Origin of the sequence: Desulfobacula sp. (assembly GCF_030145145.1) — a bacterium.
GTDB lineage: Bacteria > Desulfobacterota > Desulfobacteria > Desulfobacterales > Desulfobacteraceae > Desulfobacula.
Genome location: NZ_JAQYWD010000012.1, coordinates 1 through 13,381, shown reverse-complemented (window position 1 = coordinate 13,381; position 13,381 = coordinate 1). Strand labels below are relative to the sequence as shown.

At 47.6% G+C, this 13,381-nt stretch carries 18 protein-coding genes; 11 read left to right on the top strand and 7 right to left on the bottom strand.

Translation table 11 applies throughout. From position 1 onward, the window contains the following. Position 1 precedes the first annotated feature (1 nt). Positions 2 to 520 carry an LPS assembly lipoprotein LptE gene (gene lptE, locus Q1Q15_RS08420; protein WP_300458459.1) on the top strand — a complete coding sequence of 173 codons (519 nt, stop codon included), beginning with the start codon at positions 2 to 4 and terminating at the stop codon, positions 518 to 520. Positions 521 to 616: 96 nt separating this feature from the next. Here lptE and rpsT read toward each other — a convergent pair whose 3' ends face one another. Further along, positions 617 to 871, bottom strand: a complete 255-nt coding sequence (rpsT, locus tag Q1Q15_RS08415) for a 30S ribosomal protein S20 (RefSeq protein ID WP_300458458.1) — start codon at positions 869 to 871, stop codon at positions 617 to 619. Positions 872 to 972: 101 nt separating this feature from the next. Here rpsT and murJ point away from each other — a divergent pair, with 101 nt between their 5' ends. From murJ to Q1Q15_RS08390, 5 genes are read left to right on the top strand one after another with little or no spacing between them, the layout of a single operon-like run. Continuing rightward, positions 973 to 2,514: a murein biosynthesis integral membrane protein MurJ gene (gene murJ / locus Q1Q15_RS08410; RefSeq protein WP_300458456.1), complete on the top strand. Its 1,542-nt coding sequence runs from the start codon at positions 973 to 975 to the stop codon at positions 2,512 to 2,514. Positions 2,515 to 2,517: 3 nt separating this feature from the next. Then, on the top strand, positions 2,518 to 2,820 hold the full coding sequence (locus Q1Q15_RS08405; RefSeq protein WP_300458455.1) for a septum formation initiator family protein: 303 nt from the start codon (positions 2,518 to 2,520) through the stop codon (positions 2,818 to 2,820). Beyond that, positions 2,817 to 3,098 carry a hypothetical protein gene (locus Q1Q15_RS08400; RefSeq protein WP_300458453.1) on the top strand — a complete coding sequence of 94 codons (282 nt, stop codon included), beginning with the start codon at positions 2,817 to 2,819 and terminating at the stop codon, positions 3,096 to 3,098. The genes Q1Q15_RS08405 and Q1Q15_RS08400 overlap by 4 nt, the downstream gene beginning before the upstream one ends. Next, positions 3,095 to 3,595 (top strand): rhodanese-like domain-containing protein, encoded by a 501-nt coding sequence (locus tag Q1Q15_RS08395; RefSeq protein WP_300458451.1) that lies wholly within the window; start codon positions 3,095 to 3,097, stop codon positions 3,593 to 3,595. Before Q1Q15_RS08400 ends, Q1Q15_RS08395 begins: the two co-directional genes overlap by 4 nt. Beyond that, positions 3,585 to 4,013, top strand: a complete 429-nt coding sequence (locus Q1Q15_RS08390; RefSeq protein ID WP_300458449.1) for a MauE/DoxX family redox-associated membrane protein — start codon at positions 3,585 to 3,587, stop codon at positions 4,011 to 4,013. The genes Q1Q15_RS08395 and Q1Q15_RS08390 overlap by 11 nt, the downstream gene beginning before the upstream one ends. On the opposite strand, the gene Q1Q15_RS08385 is transcribed toward Q1Q15_RS08390, so the two are convergent. Continuing rightward, complete coding sequence (locus tag Q1Q15_RS08385) at positions 4,000 to 4,860, bottom strand: formylglycine-generating enzyme family protein (RefSeq protein ID WP_300458448.1); 861 nt, start codon at positions 4,858 to 4,860, stop codon at positions 4,000 to 4,002. The genes Q1Q15_RS08390 and Q1Q15_RS08385 overlap by 14 nt on opposite strands. Positions 4,861 to 5,059: 199 nt before the next feature. On the opposite strand from Q1Q15_RS08385, the gene Q1Q15_RS08380 reads away from it, so the two are divergent. Together Q1Q15_RS08380 and Q1Q15_RS08375 are read left to right on the top strand one after the other, a co-directional pair. Then, positions 5,060 to 5,743 (top strand): LysM peptidoglycan-binding domain-containing protein, encoded by a 684-nt coding sequence (locus tag Q1Q15_RS08380; RefSeq protein WP_300458446.1) that lies wholly within the window; start codon positions 5,060 to 5,062, stop codon positions 5,741 to 5,743. A 313-nt stretch (positions 5,744 to 6,056) separates the two neighbouring features. Further along, positions 6,057 to 6,266, top strand: coding sequence for a dodecin family protein (locus Q1Q15_RS08375; protein WP_300458444.1), 210 nt, complete (start codon positions 6,057 to 6,059; stop codon positions 6,264 to 6,266). Between the two features lie 145 nt (positions 6,267 to 6,411). Here Q1Q15_RS08375 and Q1Q15_RS08370 read toward each other — a convergent pair whose 3' ends face one another. From Q1Q15_RS08370 to trpE, 5 genes are read right to left on the bottom strand one after another with little or no spacing between them, the layout of a single operon-like run. Continuing rightward, positions 6,412 to 7,083: a phosphoribosylanthranilate isomerase gene (locus tag Q1Q15_RS08370; protein ID WP_300458443.1), complete on the bottom strand. Its 672-nt coding sequence runs from the start codon at positions 7,081 to 7,083 to the stop codon at positions 6,412 to 6,414. Then, entirely contained in the window at positions 7,073 to 7,879 is an 807-nt protein-coding gene (locus Q1Q15_RS08365; RefSeq protein ID WP_300458441.1) for an indole-3-glycerol phosphate synthase TrpC, read from the bottom strand. Before Q1Q15_RS08365 ends, Q1Q15_RS08370 begins: the two co-directional genes overlap by 11 nt. Beyond that, positions 7,872 to 8,891 carry an anthranilate phosphoribosyltransferase gene (gene trpD / locus Q1Q15_RS08360; protein WP_300458439.1) on the bottom strand — a complete coding sequence of 340 codons (1,020 nt, stop codon included), beginning with the start codon at positions 8,889 to 8,891 and terminating at the stop codon, positions 7,872 to 7,874. Before trpD ends, Q1Q15_RS08365 begins: the two co-directional genes overlap by 8 nt. Further along, on the bottom strand, positions 8,888 to 9,466 hold the full coding sequence (locus Q1Q15_RS08355; protein WP_300458437.1) for an aminodeoxychorismate/anthranilate synthase component II: 579 nt from the start codon (positions 9,464 to 9,466) through the stop codon (positions 8,888 to 8,890). The genes trpD and Q1Q15_RS08355 overlap by 4 nt, the downstream gene beginning before the upstream one ends. After that, the gene (trpE, locus tag Q1Q15_RS08350) at positions 9,467 to 10,957 is read right to left on the bottom strand and encodes an anthranilate synthase component I (protein WP_300458435.1); all 1,491 of its coding nucleotides are present in this window, start codon (positions 10,955 to 10,957) and stop codon (positions 9,467 to 9,469) included. Between the two features lie 423 nt (positions 10,958 to 11,380). Here trpE and Q1Q15_RS08345 point away from each other — a divergent pair, with 423 nt between their 5' ends. The 3 genes from Q1Q15_RS08345 to Q1Q15_RS08335 are packed head-to-tail and all read left to right on the top strand — an operon-like array spanning position 11,381 to position 12,293. After that, a complete protein-coding gene (locus Q1Q15_RS08345) occupies positions 11,381 to 11,602 on the top strand; it encodes a type II toxin-antitoxin system prevent-host-death family antitoxin (protein ID WP_300458433.1) in 222 nt (73 codons plus the stop codon). Beyond that, positions 11,602 to 11,847, top strand: coding sequence for an AbrB/MazE/SpoVT family DNA-binding domain-containing protein (locus Q1Q15_RS08340; RefSeq protein WP_300458430.1), 246 nt, complete (start codon positions 11,602 to 11,604; stop codon positions 11,845 to 11,847). The genes Q1Q15_RS08345 and Q1Q15_RS08340 overlap by 1 nt, the downstream gene beginning before the upstream one ends. Further along, entirely contained in the window at positions 11,841 to 12,293 is a 453-nt protein-coding gene (locus Q1Q15_RS08335) for a type II toxin-antitoxin system PemK/MazF family toxin (RefSeq protein ID WP_300458428.1), read from the top strand. The genes Q1Q15_RS08340 and Q1Q15_RS08335 overlap by 7 nt, the downstream gene beginning before the upstream one ends. Positions 12,294 to 13,381: the final 1,088 nt, after the last annotated feature.

Below are 13,381 nucleotides of genomic sequence, written 5' to 3'. Positions count from 1 at the left end.
TATGAATCGGTTAAACAGGATTTTATGGGGAGGGCTGGTGTGCGGACTTGTGTTTTTTGCATCCTGTGGTTACCAGTTTGAAGGGGGCGGATACCTTCACCAGGATGTGACACGGGTTGGGGTGACCATTCTGAAAAATAACAGCTCTGAAACAGGGGCCGGCATCACTTTTACCAATGCATTCATTGAGGAAATCCTTGAACGGACCGATACAACGGTTGTTGACCCGTCCCGGGCAACGGTCGTGCTGGAAGGCACCATCAAGTCCATCACCTTTTCAACCTTGTCCCGGTCAACCACCGAGTCTGTTGTGGGCAGGCGGGCGTGGGCCACCGTTGATGTGAAACTGATCCGCACGGATGGAGAGGTGATCTGGTCTGTCAAGGATTTTACGTCCCATGAAGACTATACAGTATCTGAAGACAAGGTCGAGGATGAACAAAACAAACGAGAGGCAGTCGCTAAAATTGCCACCAGGACTGCTGAAAAACTGGTCAGTAAACTGCTGACCAATTTTTAACCGGAAAAGAATAGAAAAGAATAAAGACAGGATTTGCAGGGTTACTCAAGTAAATCCTGTCTTAACGGGTATACCCTAAAGCAAACGATGCAATTTTTAGGTGTTCATGAATTTGAATAGTCGTGAAATTTTTCTGGAAGCCGTTTTTTTATGGAGAACGCCTTTTTTAGCGGCTTTTTGAATTGCTGACTGCGTTTTTCTCATGATCTCATCTTTATTCTCACTATTGTCTTCTTTTGCGGCACGAACCTTTTTTTCCAGGTTTTTGAGCGTGGTTTTTACAGATCTGTTTCTAAGCCGTCTTACCTGACTCTGTTTAGCCCGTTTTTTTGCAGATTTATGGTTAGCCAAGTTGGTATAGCTCCTTATATAAGTGGATTAAATTTAAAATTTTTACCATATTTCAAATTCGATAACATATAGGGTTTATTGGTTTTTGTCAAGGAAAACTTGTGAGAAAGATATTTAAAAAAACCGCATTGCTCAGCGGTTTAACGTTTTTCAGCCGGGTGCTCGGGGTTGTCCGGGATGCCCTTATTGCCATGTGTTTTGGGACATCTTCCCAGAGTGATGCGTTTTTTGTCGCGTTCAGACCCTTTGACCTGGTCCGAAAATTGTTTTCCGAAGGGATTTTGAGTATGTCCTTTGTGCCGGTTTTTTCTGAGACAATGGAACGGAAAGGCAAATCAAGGGCCGTTGCTTTAGGGTTTTCTTTTTTTTGTTTTCTTTCCCTGGCCGGTGTTCTGGTGGTATTGGCCGGGATCGTTTTTGCCCCGCTGGTGATCAAGATCATTGCCCCGGGATTCAGGGCAGACCCGGTTCAATATGACCTGACAATTTTATTGTTAAAATTGATGCTGCCGTATTTCTGGCTGGTTCTCATTACCGCACTGTGCATGGGGGTGTTAAATGCCGTGGGGAATTTTGGTGTTCCCGCCAGTGCCCCCATTGTGTTTAATCTGGTGGTGATCGTATTTACCCTGCTTGTCGACCATTATTTTAAAATTCCCGTGATGGGACTGGCCGTGGGTGTGACCATTGGCGGGGTGCTTCAGCTGGCCATCCAGATCCCTTTTATGATTCGCCTGGGCATGTTAAATCCCGCTTTTTTTTCTTTTTTTCAACCGGAAATGGTGACGGTCCTTCGAACAATGATACCGTGTATGATCGGGGCGGCATCTTATCAGGTCAATATCATGGTGGCCTCATTTTTCGCGTCAACCCTGGATGACGGCAGCGTGTCATTTCTCTATTATGCCGATCGGCTGGTACAGTTTCCCATGGCCCTTTTTGCGGTTTCCGCGGCAACGGTTTTTTTACCCGCGTTATCCAGAAAAGCGGTGAAGGGGCAACTGGATGACATTGCCGTTTTATTTTCCAACGGGGTAAAGCTGGTGCTGTTTATCACCATCCCGGCAATGGCGGGATTGATGGCCCTGGGTGAAAACATTGTTGCCGTGTTGTTCGGCCATGGGGCCTTTAATGACCTGGCCGTTCAACAGACAGCAGACAGCCTGTTTTTTCTGGTGTCAGGCTTGTGGGCCTTCACCGGGGTAAGGCTGTTTGTTACCTTGTACTATGCCCTGTCGTGTATCAAAATTCCCTTTTATTCCGGCATCCTGGCCATGGGGATGAACCTGGTCCTGTGTCCGCTGCTGGTGGATTGTCTGGGGCTCCGGGGGCTTGCCCTGTCTGTTTCCCTGTCTGCCATGGCAGGGTTTGTTTTTTTGTTTGTCAATATTCCGGGAATCGTGAGGATTGATAAAACCCAGATCATTGTTTCTGCTTGCAGATCCGTTTTTTTATCTGCTATAATGTTTATTTTTGTTCGACAGGCAGCGGGCCTTATCGTGATGGAAAAAGCCAATGGGTTTTGGTTTGGAGCCGGTGTGATCGGCTGTATCGGTTTTGGAATGGTGGTGTATTGGAGTGTAAACTGCCTTGTGTCGAGTCCTGAACTCAAGATGCTGAAACAAGGGATAGGGCGGGAATAACAGATGACACGCATGGAAAAAACAGGACTTTACGCCTCCCTGGTCATTCTCCTGGCAGTCTTGTGCCTGATTGTCTTTTCAAAGAACGGGCTGTTAGACTATAAGGTGTTAAGGGGTAAGGAACGGGCCATCCAGGATCAGATACGGGTCATTGACCTTGAAAATCAAAACCTGGAAAATGAAATTCAACGGTTGAAAACCGATATGGATTATATTAAACATGTGGCAAAGCATGAACATGATATGGCAGAATCAGATGAACTCATCTTCAAAGACAAATCCGCCAGGAAAAAGGAAATACCATGACACAGGATATACAAACGCTGGAACTGGCAAAGCTTTATGAGCGCCAGGGATATGTTAAAGAGGCCTTGGAAACGTATACCGTTCTGGACGACCGGGAACCGTCCATTGAAACACGAGCCGGTTTAGACCGGATGGAAAAAAGGATGGAAAAAAAAGAACCGTCCGTCTCTCCCGACAGCCCCCTGTCCCAGGTTTTTGAAAAATGGGTGAAACTGCTGGTTCTGCAACACCGGGTGGATACAATGAAAAAAATGGCTGCCCAGCGGTTGTCTGTATGACCCGAAAAGACGTGACAGGTATCTTTTTGCTGGTGTCCTTTGCGCTGGTAACGGCCTTTTTCTATCACTCGTTTCTTTCCCCGGGAATGGCCTTGCAGGGTCAATGGGACCCTGACCAGGGGGTGGTCAAAGCGGTTCCAACCCGGGATGCGGACAGCAGCATGGAGATACTGAATCCGGATGTCGTCCGCCAGATGGTTCAAAAAAAAGAGTGGATTATTCTGGATGTCAGGCCCGGGGAGATCTATGATCAAGGTCACCTGCCCCATGCCGTATCTTTTCCCCTCATGGCGTTTGATGAGGCCCTGCCCCAATTCTTAACGTCAACCCAACGGTCATCTGACATTCTGGTGTATTGCGCCAGCATTGAGTGCACCGACAGTCATACTGTTGCCGGGCGGTTGAAAAATCTGGGGTATACGAGTGTCAAGGTGTTTTCAGGCGGATTCCGGCAATGGCAGGAAAAGGGGTATGAAATAGAGAAAAATGAAGACTGAAGTTTCAACAATGCTTGTGTTTATCATCAAGCTGGTGCTGGGGATCACCTTTATTTATGCCAGCTGGCATAAGATTGAAGATCCTGCCGGATTTGCCAGGATCATATATGGATATGGGATTTTTCCGGGTGCCAGTATCAATCTCATGGCCATGACCCTTCCCTTTATCGAACTGGTGGCCGGGTTCAGTTTGATTATGGGGGTATATCCCCGGTCGGCGCTTTTGATCATCAATGCATTGCTTGCCGGGTTTATCCTTGTCATTGGATTTAACCTGCTGCGGGGTCATCAATTTGATTGCGGCTGTTTTTCCATCCCCAGTCAGGGTCATGCCGCATCAAACATTTTTCTGCTGGTCCGGGATGTCTTCCTGCTGGGATTTGGGATGGTGGCATGGCGATTCATCAGGGCATCCTGACAATGCGGAATCCCAGGCTGTTTCGTTTAACCCCCGGCTTATAATAACTTCTGTAAGCACTTCGTTGATATTTGCTTGTCTGGTACCATCCCCCGCCCCGGATGATTCTGCGGTCTCCGGTTTTATTCAAGGGGTCCACAATATTATCCGTGTAAGTCGTTGTGACAACACCGACCTTGGCTCTCCAGAAACTACGCCACTTGCAGGCATCCAGGACCCATTCCTGGACATTGCCGTGCATATCGTAAAGGCCCCAGCGGTTGGGGGCTCGGGTTTTGACAGGATGGGGTTTAAAATCCCGGGGGGGATCTGTCAGTCCTGAATTGTAGCAATACCATGCCATCTTAAAAAGGGCGGGTTCGGGGTCATTGCAGGAAACCGTGGTAATGGGACCGCCGGCAAACGCCTCGTCGGAGCCTGCCCGACACGCATATTCCCACTCCGCTTCCGTTGGCAAACGATACTTCTGGGTTCCCTCCCATTCGTTTAATACCCGGATAAATTCCATGCAGTCGTTCCAGGAAACCGTATCCACTGGAAAGGTTTTGCCCAGGGCGGAGAAGGATGACGGGTTAAATCCCACCAGTTTTTTCCATTGTCCCTGGGTGACTTCTGTTTCTCCCATATAAAACGCTTTTGAAAGGACAACCCGGTGGCGCTTCTCATTCCACTGGCGACCGGGTTCGGATTCCGGGCTTCCCATTAAAAAGTTTCCCCGGGGAATGAGGACAAACCGCATCCCCAGTTTATTGGTATAGACCTGTGTCTGGGCAAAAACCAACGGATTCAAACACGCCAACAAAGCAACAAAAATACCAATGACAACAAATTTAACATAAAGGTTCATGACCGCATCCTCAGTAGTGTGCACCCCAAGTATTGTCCAGGACTCTATCATACAACGGATCGGTTGTTCAACACTGAAAGTCTGCATTTTTTATGTTTACAGGTTGAAAATAACGGTTAAAATGATATGAAGTGAACAGATGAAACACCAAAGCCAATGACCGAACGTTGGATAAAAAAAATAAAGCAGGAGTGTTGCCATGACCCCCAAAGAAAAACCCGGATCCCCCCTAAAGACCCCAAAGATCAGCAAAGAAAAGCCATCCAAAGCCCGGGGCAGCCAGAAACGGATGGATACGGTGCTGTTAAAAAAAAATGAATTTGCCTTGATTCTGGTGGGGGCCCTGGTATTGACCCTGGTGATATTTTTCCTTTTTTTCAAATCCCCCGGTCCAACATCTGAATCGCTTCAAAAAAATTCGTCAAATGTCTTGGTTGCAGATCTTGAAAAGCGGATGGACAGACTGGAAAACGCCCTTGAAACCCGGGAACCGTCCCTGGGGTCGGCAGATGATGCCGCAGCAAAGGAGCGGGGCGATATGGACACGCTGAAGGGTCGGATGACACGGCTTGAAACGGCTTTTTCAGTGAAATTCGATTCCATCACCGAACGAATGGGGAGCATTGAACAACAGATATCCCGGATAAACCGCAACCCCATTGCGGCAGTGCCGCCAAAACAAACACCCCCCCCTGTCATACCGGTAAAAAAGTCGTTAAAAAAAGAGCCGGCATCGGCGTTGTTGCATACCGTGCAAAAGGGAGAAACCTTGTATCAGATCAGCAAGCAGTATAACACCAGTGTTGAAACCTTGCGAAAACTGAATCAACTGTCCGCTACGGCGAAAATTTATCCGGGAAATACCATTCGGATTCGTAACTGATTCAACTGCTCTTCAGCTTTAATGGCAGGGTTTTTTTTTATGGTGCTTTTTTTCCTGATTCCATGACCCGATGGGTAAAAAGTGCCATAAAGAAAGCCTGACCCCAGGCATATTGTGGTTTTGAGCGCAGCCGGAACCGGTTTGGTTATCGCCATAATGAGAATTGCTGATGGTGAAAAAATAGGTTTGACAATTGTTTATATTTTTATATAATCAATACTATTCCATTTCTTGATTTTGTTCTGCGTTTCAAAGATCTGATGTTCTTTTCCCGCTTTTTTATTAATTTTTTCATTGATTACAGGAGGGTATTATGAGTGACAGTGTTTACAAAATTATTGATCTTGTCGGTTCAAGCCAGACATCCTGGGAAGATGCAGCCACGAGCGCCATTGCAAAGGCTTCAGCGTCATTAAAAGATTTAAGGATTGCAGAAGTTCAGAAACTGGACATTAAAATTGAAGCCGGCAAGCCCGCACAATTCAGGACAAATCTGCGGTTGTCATTTAAGTACAAGGGTTAGGGAAGGTGTTATTGACCAGCAATTCTCATTTTGGTATTTTCGTGAAGGGGTCAGGCTTGTTTTATTGTGCTTTTTATACAAATCGATTCTTGAAGGGGCTAAAAGCGCCATAAAGCAAGCCTGACCCCATCCTGATGTTTCATAGTTAGAATTGCTGGTTATGAACCCGGGTGATAAACGCGTTGACCTTTTTTAAATCTTTTATGCCATAGGCTTTTTCAACACCGGAGGAGACATCCACCCCGGCCGGGTGAGCAGCCCGGATGGCCTGGCAGATGTTGTCAGGATGCAGACCGCCGGCAATCACCACCGGTGGGGTTGTCGCCGCGTCAAGGGCGTGTTCATAGGTCCAGGATTCTGCGTTCCCGCCGGGCAGGGGGCCTTTTCCATATTCAACCAATACAAAGGAAGCGGTTTCGTATTGGGGGGCCTGGCTTAAAAAAGGGGGTTTTGCTGCAAACAGCGCTTTAATGACCCACAGGTTTTCTTTTAACAGGCAGTTGACAAGTTCAGGGGGTTCATTGCCATGCAATTGAACCCCCTTTAACCGGCACTCATGGACGGTTTCCATGATCGTATCATAGGTTTCATTCACAAATACCCCAATGGTCAGGATATGGTCCGGCAAGACACTTGCGATATGGGCCGCTGTTTTTATTGACACATTCCGGGGGCTTTGTTCAAAAAACACAAACCCCAGGGCATCAGCGCCCAGGCGGGCACACCCCAGGGCATTTTCCGGGTCTGTCAGTCCGCAGATCTTGATCCAGGGTCTGGTTTGGGACATGCAGGGGATGACGGCCGGATCACTGGACATGTCGCAGTGCCTTGATAAACGATTCCGTGTCATTGGCCCGGACAATACTTTCCCCCACAAGAAAATTATGGATACCGGCAGCAAGGCCGTTTTGTATGTCAGCCGGGCCGGCGATGCCGCTGGCCTCTACGGGTATGATACCCGGGGGAAGAATGGCGGCAATGCGTTTGGAAATCGTCAAATCGGTTTTAAGGGTTTGAAGGTTTCGATTGTTCATGTCCACCACCCGGGCATCACAGGTATGGGCCATTTCAAATTCTTTTTCCGAGGTGACTTCAACCAGCGGCTCCAGGCCCAGCTCCCGGCAAAGATGGATATATGCCGTCAACTGGTCTTTGGACAACAGGGTGGTGATGAGCAGGATGGAAGCAGCCCCGGCTCGTTTGGCCTCATAAATCTGGTAGGAACTGATGGTAAAGTCTTTTCTCAAAACCGGCAGGTCGGTATGGGCACAAACCGTTTCCAGATCAGTTAAACTGCCTTTAAAATATCGGGGTTCCGTGAGAACGGAAATCGCCCTCACCCCGGCCCGGGTATAGGCTTGGGCATACAGTGCCGGATCCAGGTCCGGCCGGATATCCCCCTGGGAGGGCGAGGCTTTTTTAATTTCGGCAATAATGCCGATGTCCCCGGCATGGCTGGTTTCCATGGCCGTTAAAAAACTGGCTGGCGGTGCGGTCTGTTCTGCTTCCCTTCGAAGGGTATTCAACGGAAGGATGGCGTTGCTTTTCGCGATTGCCAGGGCGGTGCTTTCCCGTACACTTTTTAAAAATCCGTCAATTCTCATATCAGCCATTCTCCCGGGTATACCCCACCAGCAGGTCCAGCTTTTCCAGGGCCCGGCCGGAATCAATGGATGCTTCGGCCAGTTCAATTCCGCTTTTAATGGTGTCAGCGATTTGTGCGGCCACCAGGGCTGCCCCTGCGTTGAGAACAACAATATCCCGTTTGGGCCCGGTCGCTCGGTTGAGGATGGCCCGGGTAATGGCGGCATTGGTTCGCACATCCCCGCCTTTCAGGTCTTCTGGATCGGCATAATCGTCAAAAAAATCCAACGGGTCCAGGTCATAGGACCGGATATGACCGTCATGGAGTTCACAGATCCGTGTGGGGGCCGTGGTGGTGATTTCGTCCATGCCGTCGTGGCCGTGGACCACAAAGGCTTTTTTCACCTTCAACAATTTCAGGGCCTGGGCAAACATTTCCGTTAATTGTGGGGCATATACTCCCAGCAGCTGGCAACTGGCCGCTGCCGGGTTGGTCAGGGGCCCCAGCATGTTGAACATACTCCGGATACCGCAGTCCTGCCTGGCCTGGCCCGCATATTTCATGGACCCGTGGTACAGGGGGGCAAACATGAACCCAATGCCGATTTCATTAATGGCCTCCTCAACGATTTCAGGGTCGGTGGCCAGGTTCACCCCCAGTTCTTCCAGCACGTCTGCACTGCCGCACTGGCTGGATATGCTCCGGTTCCCGTGCTTGGCAACCGTGACACCGGCCCCGGCCACCACAAAGGCCGTGGTGGTGGAGATATTGAAAGTTCCCGTGGCATCCCCGCCGGTCCCCACGATATCAATGGCATTCTGGGACAGGGTCTGGATTTTGACGGCCTTTCGCCGCATGGCCCTGGCAGCACCGGCCAGTTCTTCAAAGGTTTCCCCCTTGGTGGCCAGGGCAGCCATGTATGCCCCGATCTGGGCATCCGTGATCTGTCCTGAAAAAATATCCATGAGCATGGCAGCGCTGCTGTCCTGGTCAAGGTTTTGTCCGGCAATAATCGTTTGTAAATTCTGGGTAAAGGTCATGGTGTTTTTGCTCCTTTGATAAAATTTCTGATCAACCGTTTGCCCATGGGGGTCATGAAAGATTCCGGATGAAACTGGACCCCCTGGGTGGGGTGGGTTTTATGTCGAATTCCCATGATGTCTCCCGCCTGTGTCGCGGCTGTAATGGTCAGGCAGTCAGGGAGGTCCTCTCTTGCCACGGCCAGGGAATGGTATCGCATCACGGAAAAGGGCTTGTTAATGCCCGAATAGATGTGCTGCCCGTCAGCGGTGATCTTCGAGGTCTTTCCGTGCATGATCTGTTGGGCATGGCAGATGGTTCCGCCAAAGCGCTGGGCAATGACCTGGTGACCCAGGCAGACCCCCAGGATGGGAACCGTGCCGGAAAACGCCTGGACAGCATCCAGGGAAATACCGGCATCTTCGGGCCGGCCGGGTCCCGGGGAGATGACAATGGCGCCCGGTTTCAGCGCCCCAAGGTCATCAATGGAAATCTTGTCGTTTCGAAACACCTGTACCTCCACCCCTGTATGCAGCAGGTGGTGAACCAGGTTAAAGGTGAATGAATCATAATTATCAATGACAACAACTAACATTTATCGGCCTCCGCTGGGTTTGCCAAGGGCAAGTTTTAATGCCATTTCCACACTTTTCGCCTTGTTTTTACATTCCAACAATTCTGTTTCCGGGTCAGAATCATACACAATCCCGGCCCCGGCCTGCACCGTGAGTTTGCCTTTTTCCATGACCGCCGTTCGAATGGTGATGGCAAAATCCATGTTTCCGGTAAAGGAGATATACCCTGCAGCCCCCCCATAAACTCTTCGGGGTGGGGTCTCCAGTTCGGAAATGATTTCCATGGCTCGGATTTTGGGTGCCCCGGACAGTGTACCTGCCGGGAACGTGGCCTTGAACAGGTCATAGGCATCGGTATCTTTTTTCATGTCACAGGTGATATTGGACACCAGGTGCATGACATGGGAGTAACGCTCAATCACCATGGTGTCCGTGACCTGGACGGTACCGGCTTTGGCCACCCGGCCCAGGTCGTTTCGACCCAGATCAATGAGCATGACGTGTTCGGCCCGTTCCTTTTCATCGTTCAAGAGCTCATCGGCCAGTCGTCGGTCATCCTGCTCGGTTTTCCCCCGGGGCCGGGTGCCGGCAATGGGCCGCAGGGTGGCAATATCATTTTCAAGCCTCACCATGGTTTCCGGCGAAGATCCGGCAATGGTGATATCCGTAAAATTCATAAAAAACATGTAAGGAGACGGATTGATATACCGCTGGGCCCGGTAGATTTGGAGGGGATCCACCGGGGTATGGCAGGAAAAGGCCTGGGAATACACTGCCTGGAAAATATCTCCTTCAACAATATGCTCTTTAATCTTTTTCACCCCTTGCAGATACTCCTGGGCCGGTGTTTCCGATGCCAGTTGAACCGCCACGGCAGGCAAAGGTTTCTGGGGTACAAACGGCTGGTGAATGGTGTCGATCATCCGGTCAAGGTCTGTTTGGGCCTGGTCAAACAGGGCATCATGGTCATCTCCTGCCTGGAGGTAGATCATTTCCAGGCAGGTCAGGGTCTGTTTTACATTATCAAAAATGATCATTTCCTGGGGAATGATAAAATGGGCATAGGGCATATCTTCGGGCAAAGACACGGGAATGTCTTCAAAAAATGACACCATTTCATAGGTGAAGTATCCGGTAAATCCACTCCAGAACCTGGGCAGTTCAGGAATTTGAGCCGGAATAAATTCCTTTGAAACGGTCCGGATGACATCCAGGGGATCATTGTGGTGGGCAATGTGCCGGGTGTCATTCTTTGTCCGGATCTCAACATGGTGGGCGAAAATTTTAATGGTGCCAAAGGCAGACACCCCTAAAAAACTATACCGGGCCCATCGTTCACCACCTTCCACACTTTCCAGTAAAAAACATTCTTTGTCTTTGTGGTAGAATTTTTGTAAAATGGACACCGGTGTTTCCGTATCCGCCAGGATCCGGGTGCACACCGGGATGACCGTGCAGGTGTCGGCAGCAGTTAAAAAGGTTTCTCTGTCCGGAAATTGTTGTAATATCATTGGGGTTCCTTAAAATCAAAAAAAGGCATGCAAGCGTGTATCACGATGCAGCCTTTTACAACAAAAAGGCTGCGACAATGTGTTGCTGCCGCAGCCTTAAGGTTCTTTTATGTCAATTGAACGATTAGTCTGACGGCAGCAAGGGCCAGGTCCAGCTTTGCCACCACCAGTTGATTGTTTCGTTCATATGTATATTGTCTTTTGTCATAGCCCTTGTGTTCTTTATTGTTTGCGATAAATTAACCCAAATGAAATCGGGTGTCAAGAAAAATGTTTCTATAAACAGAAACAAAATAAAAACTCACTGATTTTATAGTTTTTCTATTCTCGGACGAGTGTTATGATCTTAAAAAAAGGAAAGAGTAAGATCGGATTTAGTCAATTCAATGGATGATGCAAAATAATTAAACATGGGGATATACAATGAAAAATATAGATATTAACCAGCTGAAACAGAGCTTGCCACAAATTCTTGAACAGAGCATTGACGAGACTATTATCATAACAAAACAGGGTTTACCGATTGCCAAAATCGTCGGCATATCAAAAAATAAAAAACAACGCGAGTTTGGCTCAGCAAAAGGATTGATTAAAATGTCTGACGACTTTGACACTTCCCTGGAAGATTTTAAGGCATACATGTAATGAGGGCACGTGTAATAAAAATTGGTAATTCCCAAGGATTGCGTATGCCAAAGCCTATTCTTGAGCAAACGGGGATTTTGGATGATGTTGAAATTGAGGTTGGAAAAAATCAAATAATCATTCGACCTGTTAAAAATCTTCGGGAGGGTTGGGAGGCAGCGTTTAAAATTATGGCCGAAATAGGTGATGATGTACCAATCATTGACGAAACCATTCCGCACCCGTGGGATGAAGAAGAATGGTAATGGTAGTGAGCCGTTTTGACATTTTTTTGGTAACCCTTGATCCTACTATCGGGTCGGAGATTCAAAAAACAAGGCCGTGTCTGGTTATTTCACCGGATGAAATGAATCGTAACATTCGGACAGTGATTATAGCTCCCATGACCCCTGCCCAAAAAGAATACCCCACCCTTGTTTCCTGTACTTTTAGAAAGAAACGTGGCCAAATTGTTATAGATCAAATACGCACAATAGATAAGGCACGACTTATTAAAAAAACTTGGCACGATAGATTCACGAGCCCAGTTGGACGTTATTTCAATCCTACAGAGATTATTTGCATTTTAATGTGGGGGGTCCAATCTATCGCTGGTAATGGACCTGGTTTTGTTGTCACACAGCTTATCGTTCACTGCATTCCACACTTTCCAGTAAAAAAAATCTCGGTTTTTGTGGTAGAATTTTTGTAAAAAAGGTGAATCATTTTAACAAGTACAATTTTTCGACCTGTGCGGGTCCGCAGGCAGTATGTTGCGGAGGCTGTGGGATTAAAACCCCTGGCAATCCGATTGGAATTTAATATACTGTCCCCAGAATTTCTGTCCCCAGAATTTTACTGTCCCCAGAATTTACCCAGAATTCTGTCCCCAGAATTTTACTCCCAGAATTTTTGTACAATGAAGAACATCGGAAAGCCGTGTACGGGAAAACCGTATGCACGGTTTGATGAGGGAGCACTGAGGAAAGATAAGGAATCCGGAGCACGTAGTAGCCGCGTGCGGCAAGGCGTTAAATAAAAGAGCCGGAAGAAACCTGCTGAATCAGTGCTCTACTCTACCCGGAATTTCCGGAATTTTAGAGCAATACCAGAAAAAGCATGATTATGTTCAGTTTATTTTGTTTTCATTGCTTAGCAAGTACAATTTTTCGACCTGTGCGGGTCAGCATGCAGTGTGCTGCGGAGGCTGTGGGATTAAAATTGCCAGCTACCCGATTGGAATTTAATATACTGTCCCCGGAATTTACTGTCCCCGGAATTGCTCCGGAATTGCAACGTCTTTACCAAATGCTAAACTATCGTTAATCGCAATGCCTCTGAAAAAATTCTTCCCCACAAAAGGCAATGTGAAAATGGCAATAATCAAGGAGCGTACAATATGCCCATGCCGTTTTCGAACGCCACATTGATGTAGGGAAGTAGCAATTTTAAATTGGTCAAAAAAATCATCAATTTTACCAAGAATTTGAATGTCCGCTTGTGCTTCTGTGTCAATATTGTTATGAATAATTTGAGCCCTTACTGTCTGATATTATTGTATTTTTCGCAAATCCATATTATATCAAATGTCTGAGCTCTTCAACTATTTTTTAATATAATTTCAATTTGTTATGCTTTTTTTGTCTTTATGAATCTGAATCCCGAAAGTTGAGTTAGGCAATGAGTCAAAATTAAATCGGCCATTTTATTCATCATAGCACAGTATATCAACTGCCCATTTCCCAATTCCTTCTATCCGCCAGATAGTGTTTTCTATTTTTTTCATAGCTTCCTTTGTCA

Bases quoted from the DNA above. Each gene is read 5' to 3' on its own strand.
- lptE (WP_300458459.1), top strand. From the start codon at position 2: ATGAATCGGTTAAACAGGATTTTATGGGGAGGGCTGGTGTGCGGACTT.
- Q1Q15_RS08405 (WP_300458455.1), top strand. From the start codon at position 2,518: ATGACACGCATGGAAAAAACAGGACTTTACGCCTCCCTGGTCATTCTC.
- Q1Q15_RS08400 (WP_300458453.1), top strand. From the start codon at position 2,817: ATGACACAGGATATACAAACGCTGGAACTGGCAAAGCTTTATGAGCGC.
- Q1Q15_RS08395 (WP_300458451.1), top strand. From the start codon at position 3,095: ATGACCCGAAAAGACGTGACAGGTATCTTTTTGCTGGTGTCCTTTGCG.
- Q1Q15_RS08390 (WP_300458449.1), top strand. From the start codon at position 3,585: ATGAAGACTGAAGTTTCAACAATGCTTGTGTTTATCATCAAGCTGGTG.
- Q1Q15_RS08385 (WP_300458448.1), bottom strand. From the start codon at position 4,860: ATGAACCTTTATGTTAAATTTGTTGTCATTGGTATTTTTGTTGCTTTG.
- Q1Q15_RS08380 (WP_300458446.1), top strand. From the start codon at position 5,060: ATGACCCCCAAAGAAAAACCCGGATCCCCCCTAAAGACCCCAAAGATC.
- Q1Q15_RS08375 (WP_300458444.1), top strand. From the start codon at position 6,057: ATGAGTGACAGTGTTTACAAAATTATTGATCTTGTCGGTTCAAGCCAG.
- Q1Q15_RS08370 (WP_300458443.1), bottom strand. From the start codon at position 7,083: ATGTCCAGTGATCCGGCCGTCATCCCCTGCATGTCCCAAACCAGACCC.
- Q1Q15_RS08365 (WP_300458441.1), bottom strand. From the start codon at position 7,879: ATGGCTGATATGAGAATTGACGGATTTTTAAAAAGTGTACGGGAAAGC.
- trpD (WP_300458439.1), bottom strand. From the start codon at position 8,891: ATGACCTTTACCCAGAATTTACAAACGATTATTGCCGGACAAAACCTT.
- Q1Q15_RS08355 (WP_300458437.1), bottom strand. From the start codon at position 9,466: ATGTTAGTTGTTGTCATTGATAATTATGATTCATTCACCTTTAACCTG.
- trpE (WP_300458435.1), bottom strand. From the start codon at position 10,957: ATGATATTACAACAATTTCCGGACAGAGAAACCTTTTTAACTGCTGCC.
- Q1Q15_RS08345 (WP_300458433.1), top strand. From the start codon at position 11,381: ATGAAAAATATAGATATTAACCAGCTGAAACAGAGCTTGCCACAAATT.
- Q1Q15_RS08340 (WP_300458430.1), top strand. From the start codon at position 11,602: ATGAGGGCACGTGTAATAAAAATTGGTAATTCCCAAGGATTGCGTATG.
- Q1Q15_RS08335 (WP_300458428.1), top strand. From the start codon at position 11,841: ATGGTAATGGTAGTGAGCCGTTTTGACATTTTTTTGGTAACCCTTGAT.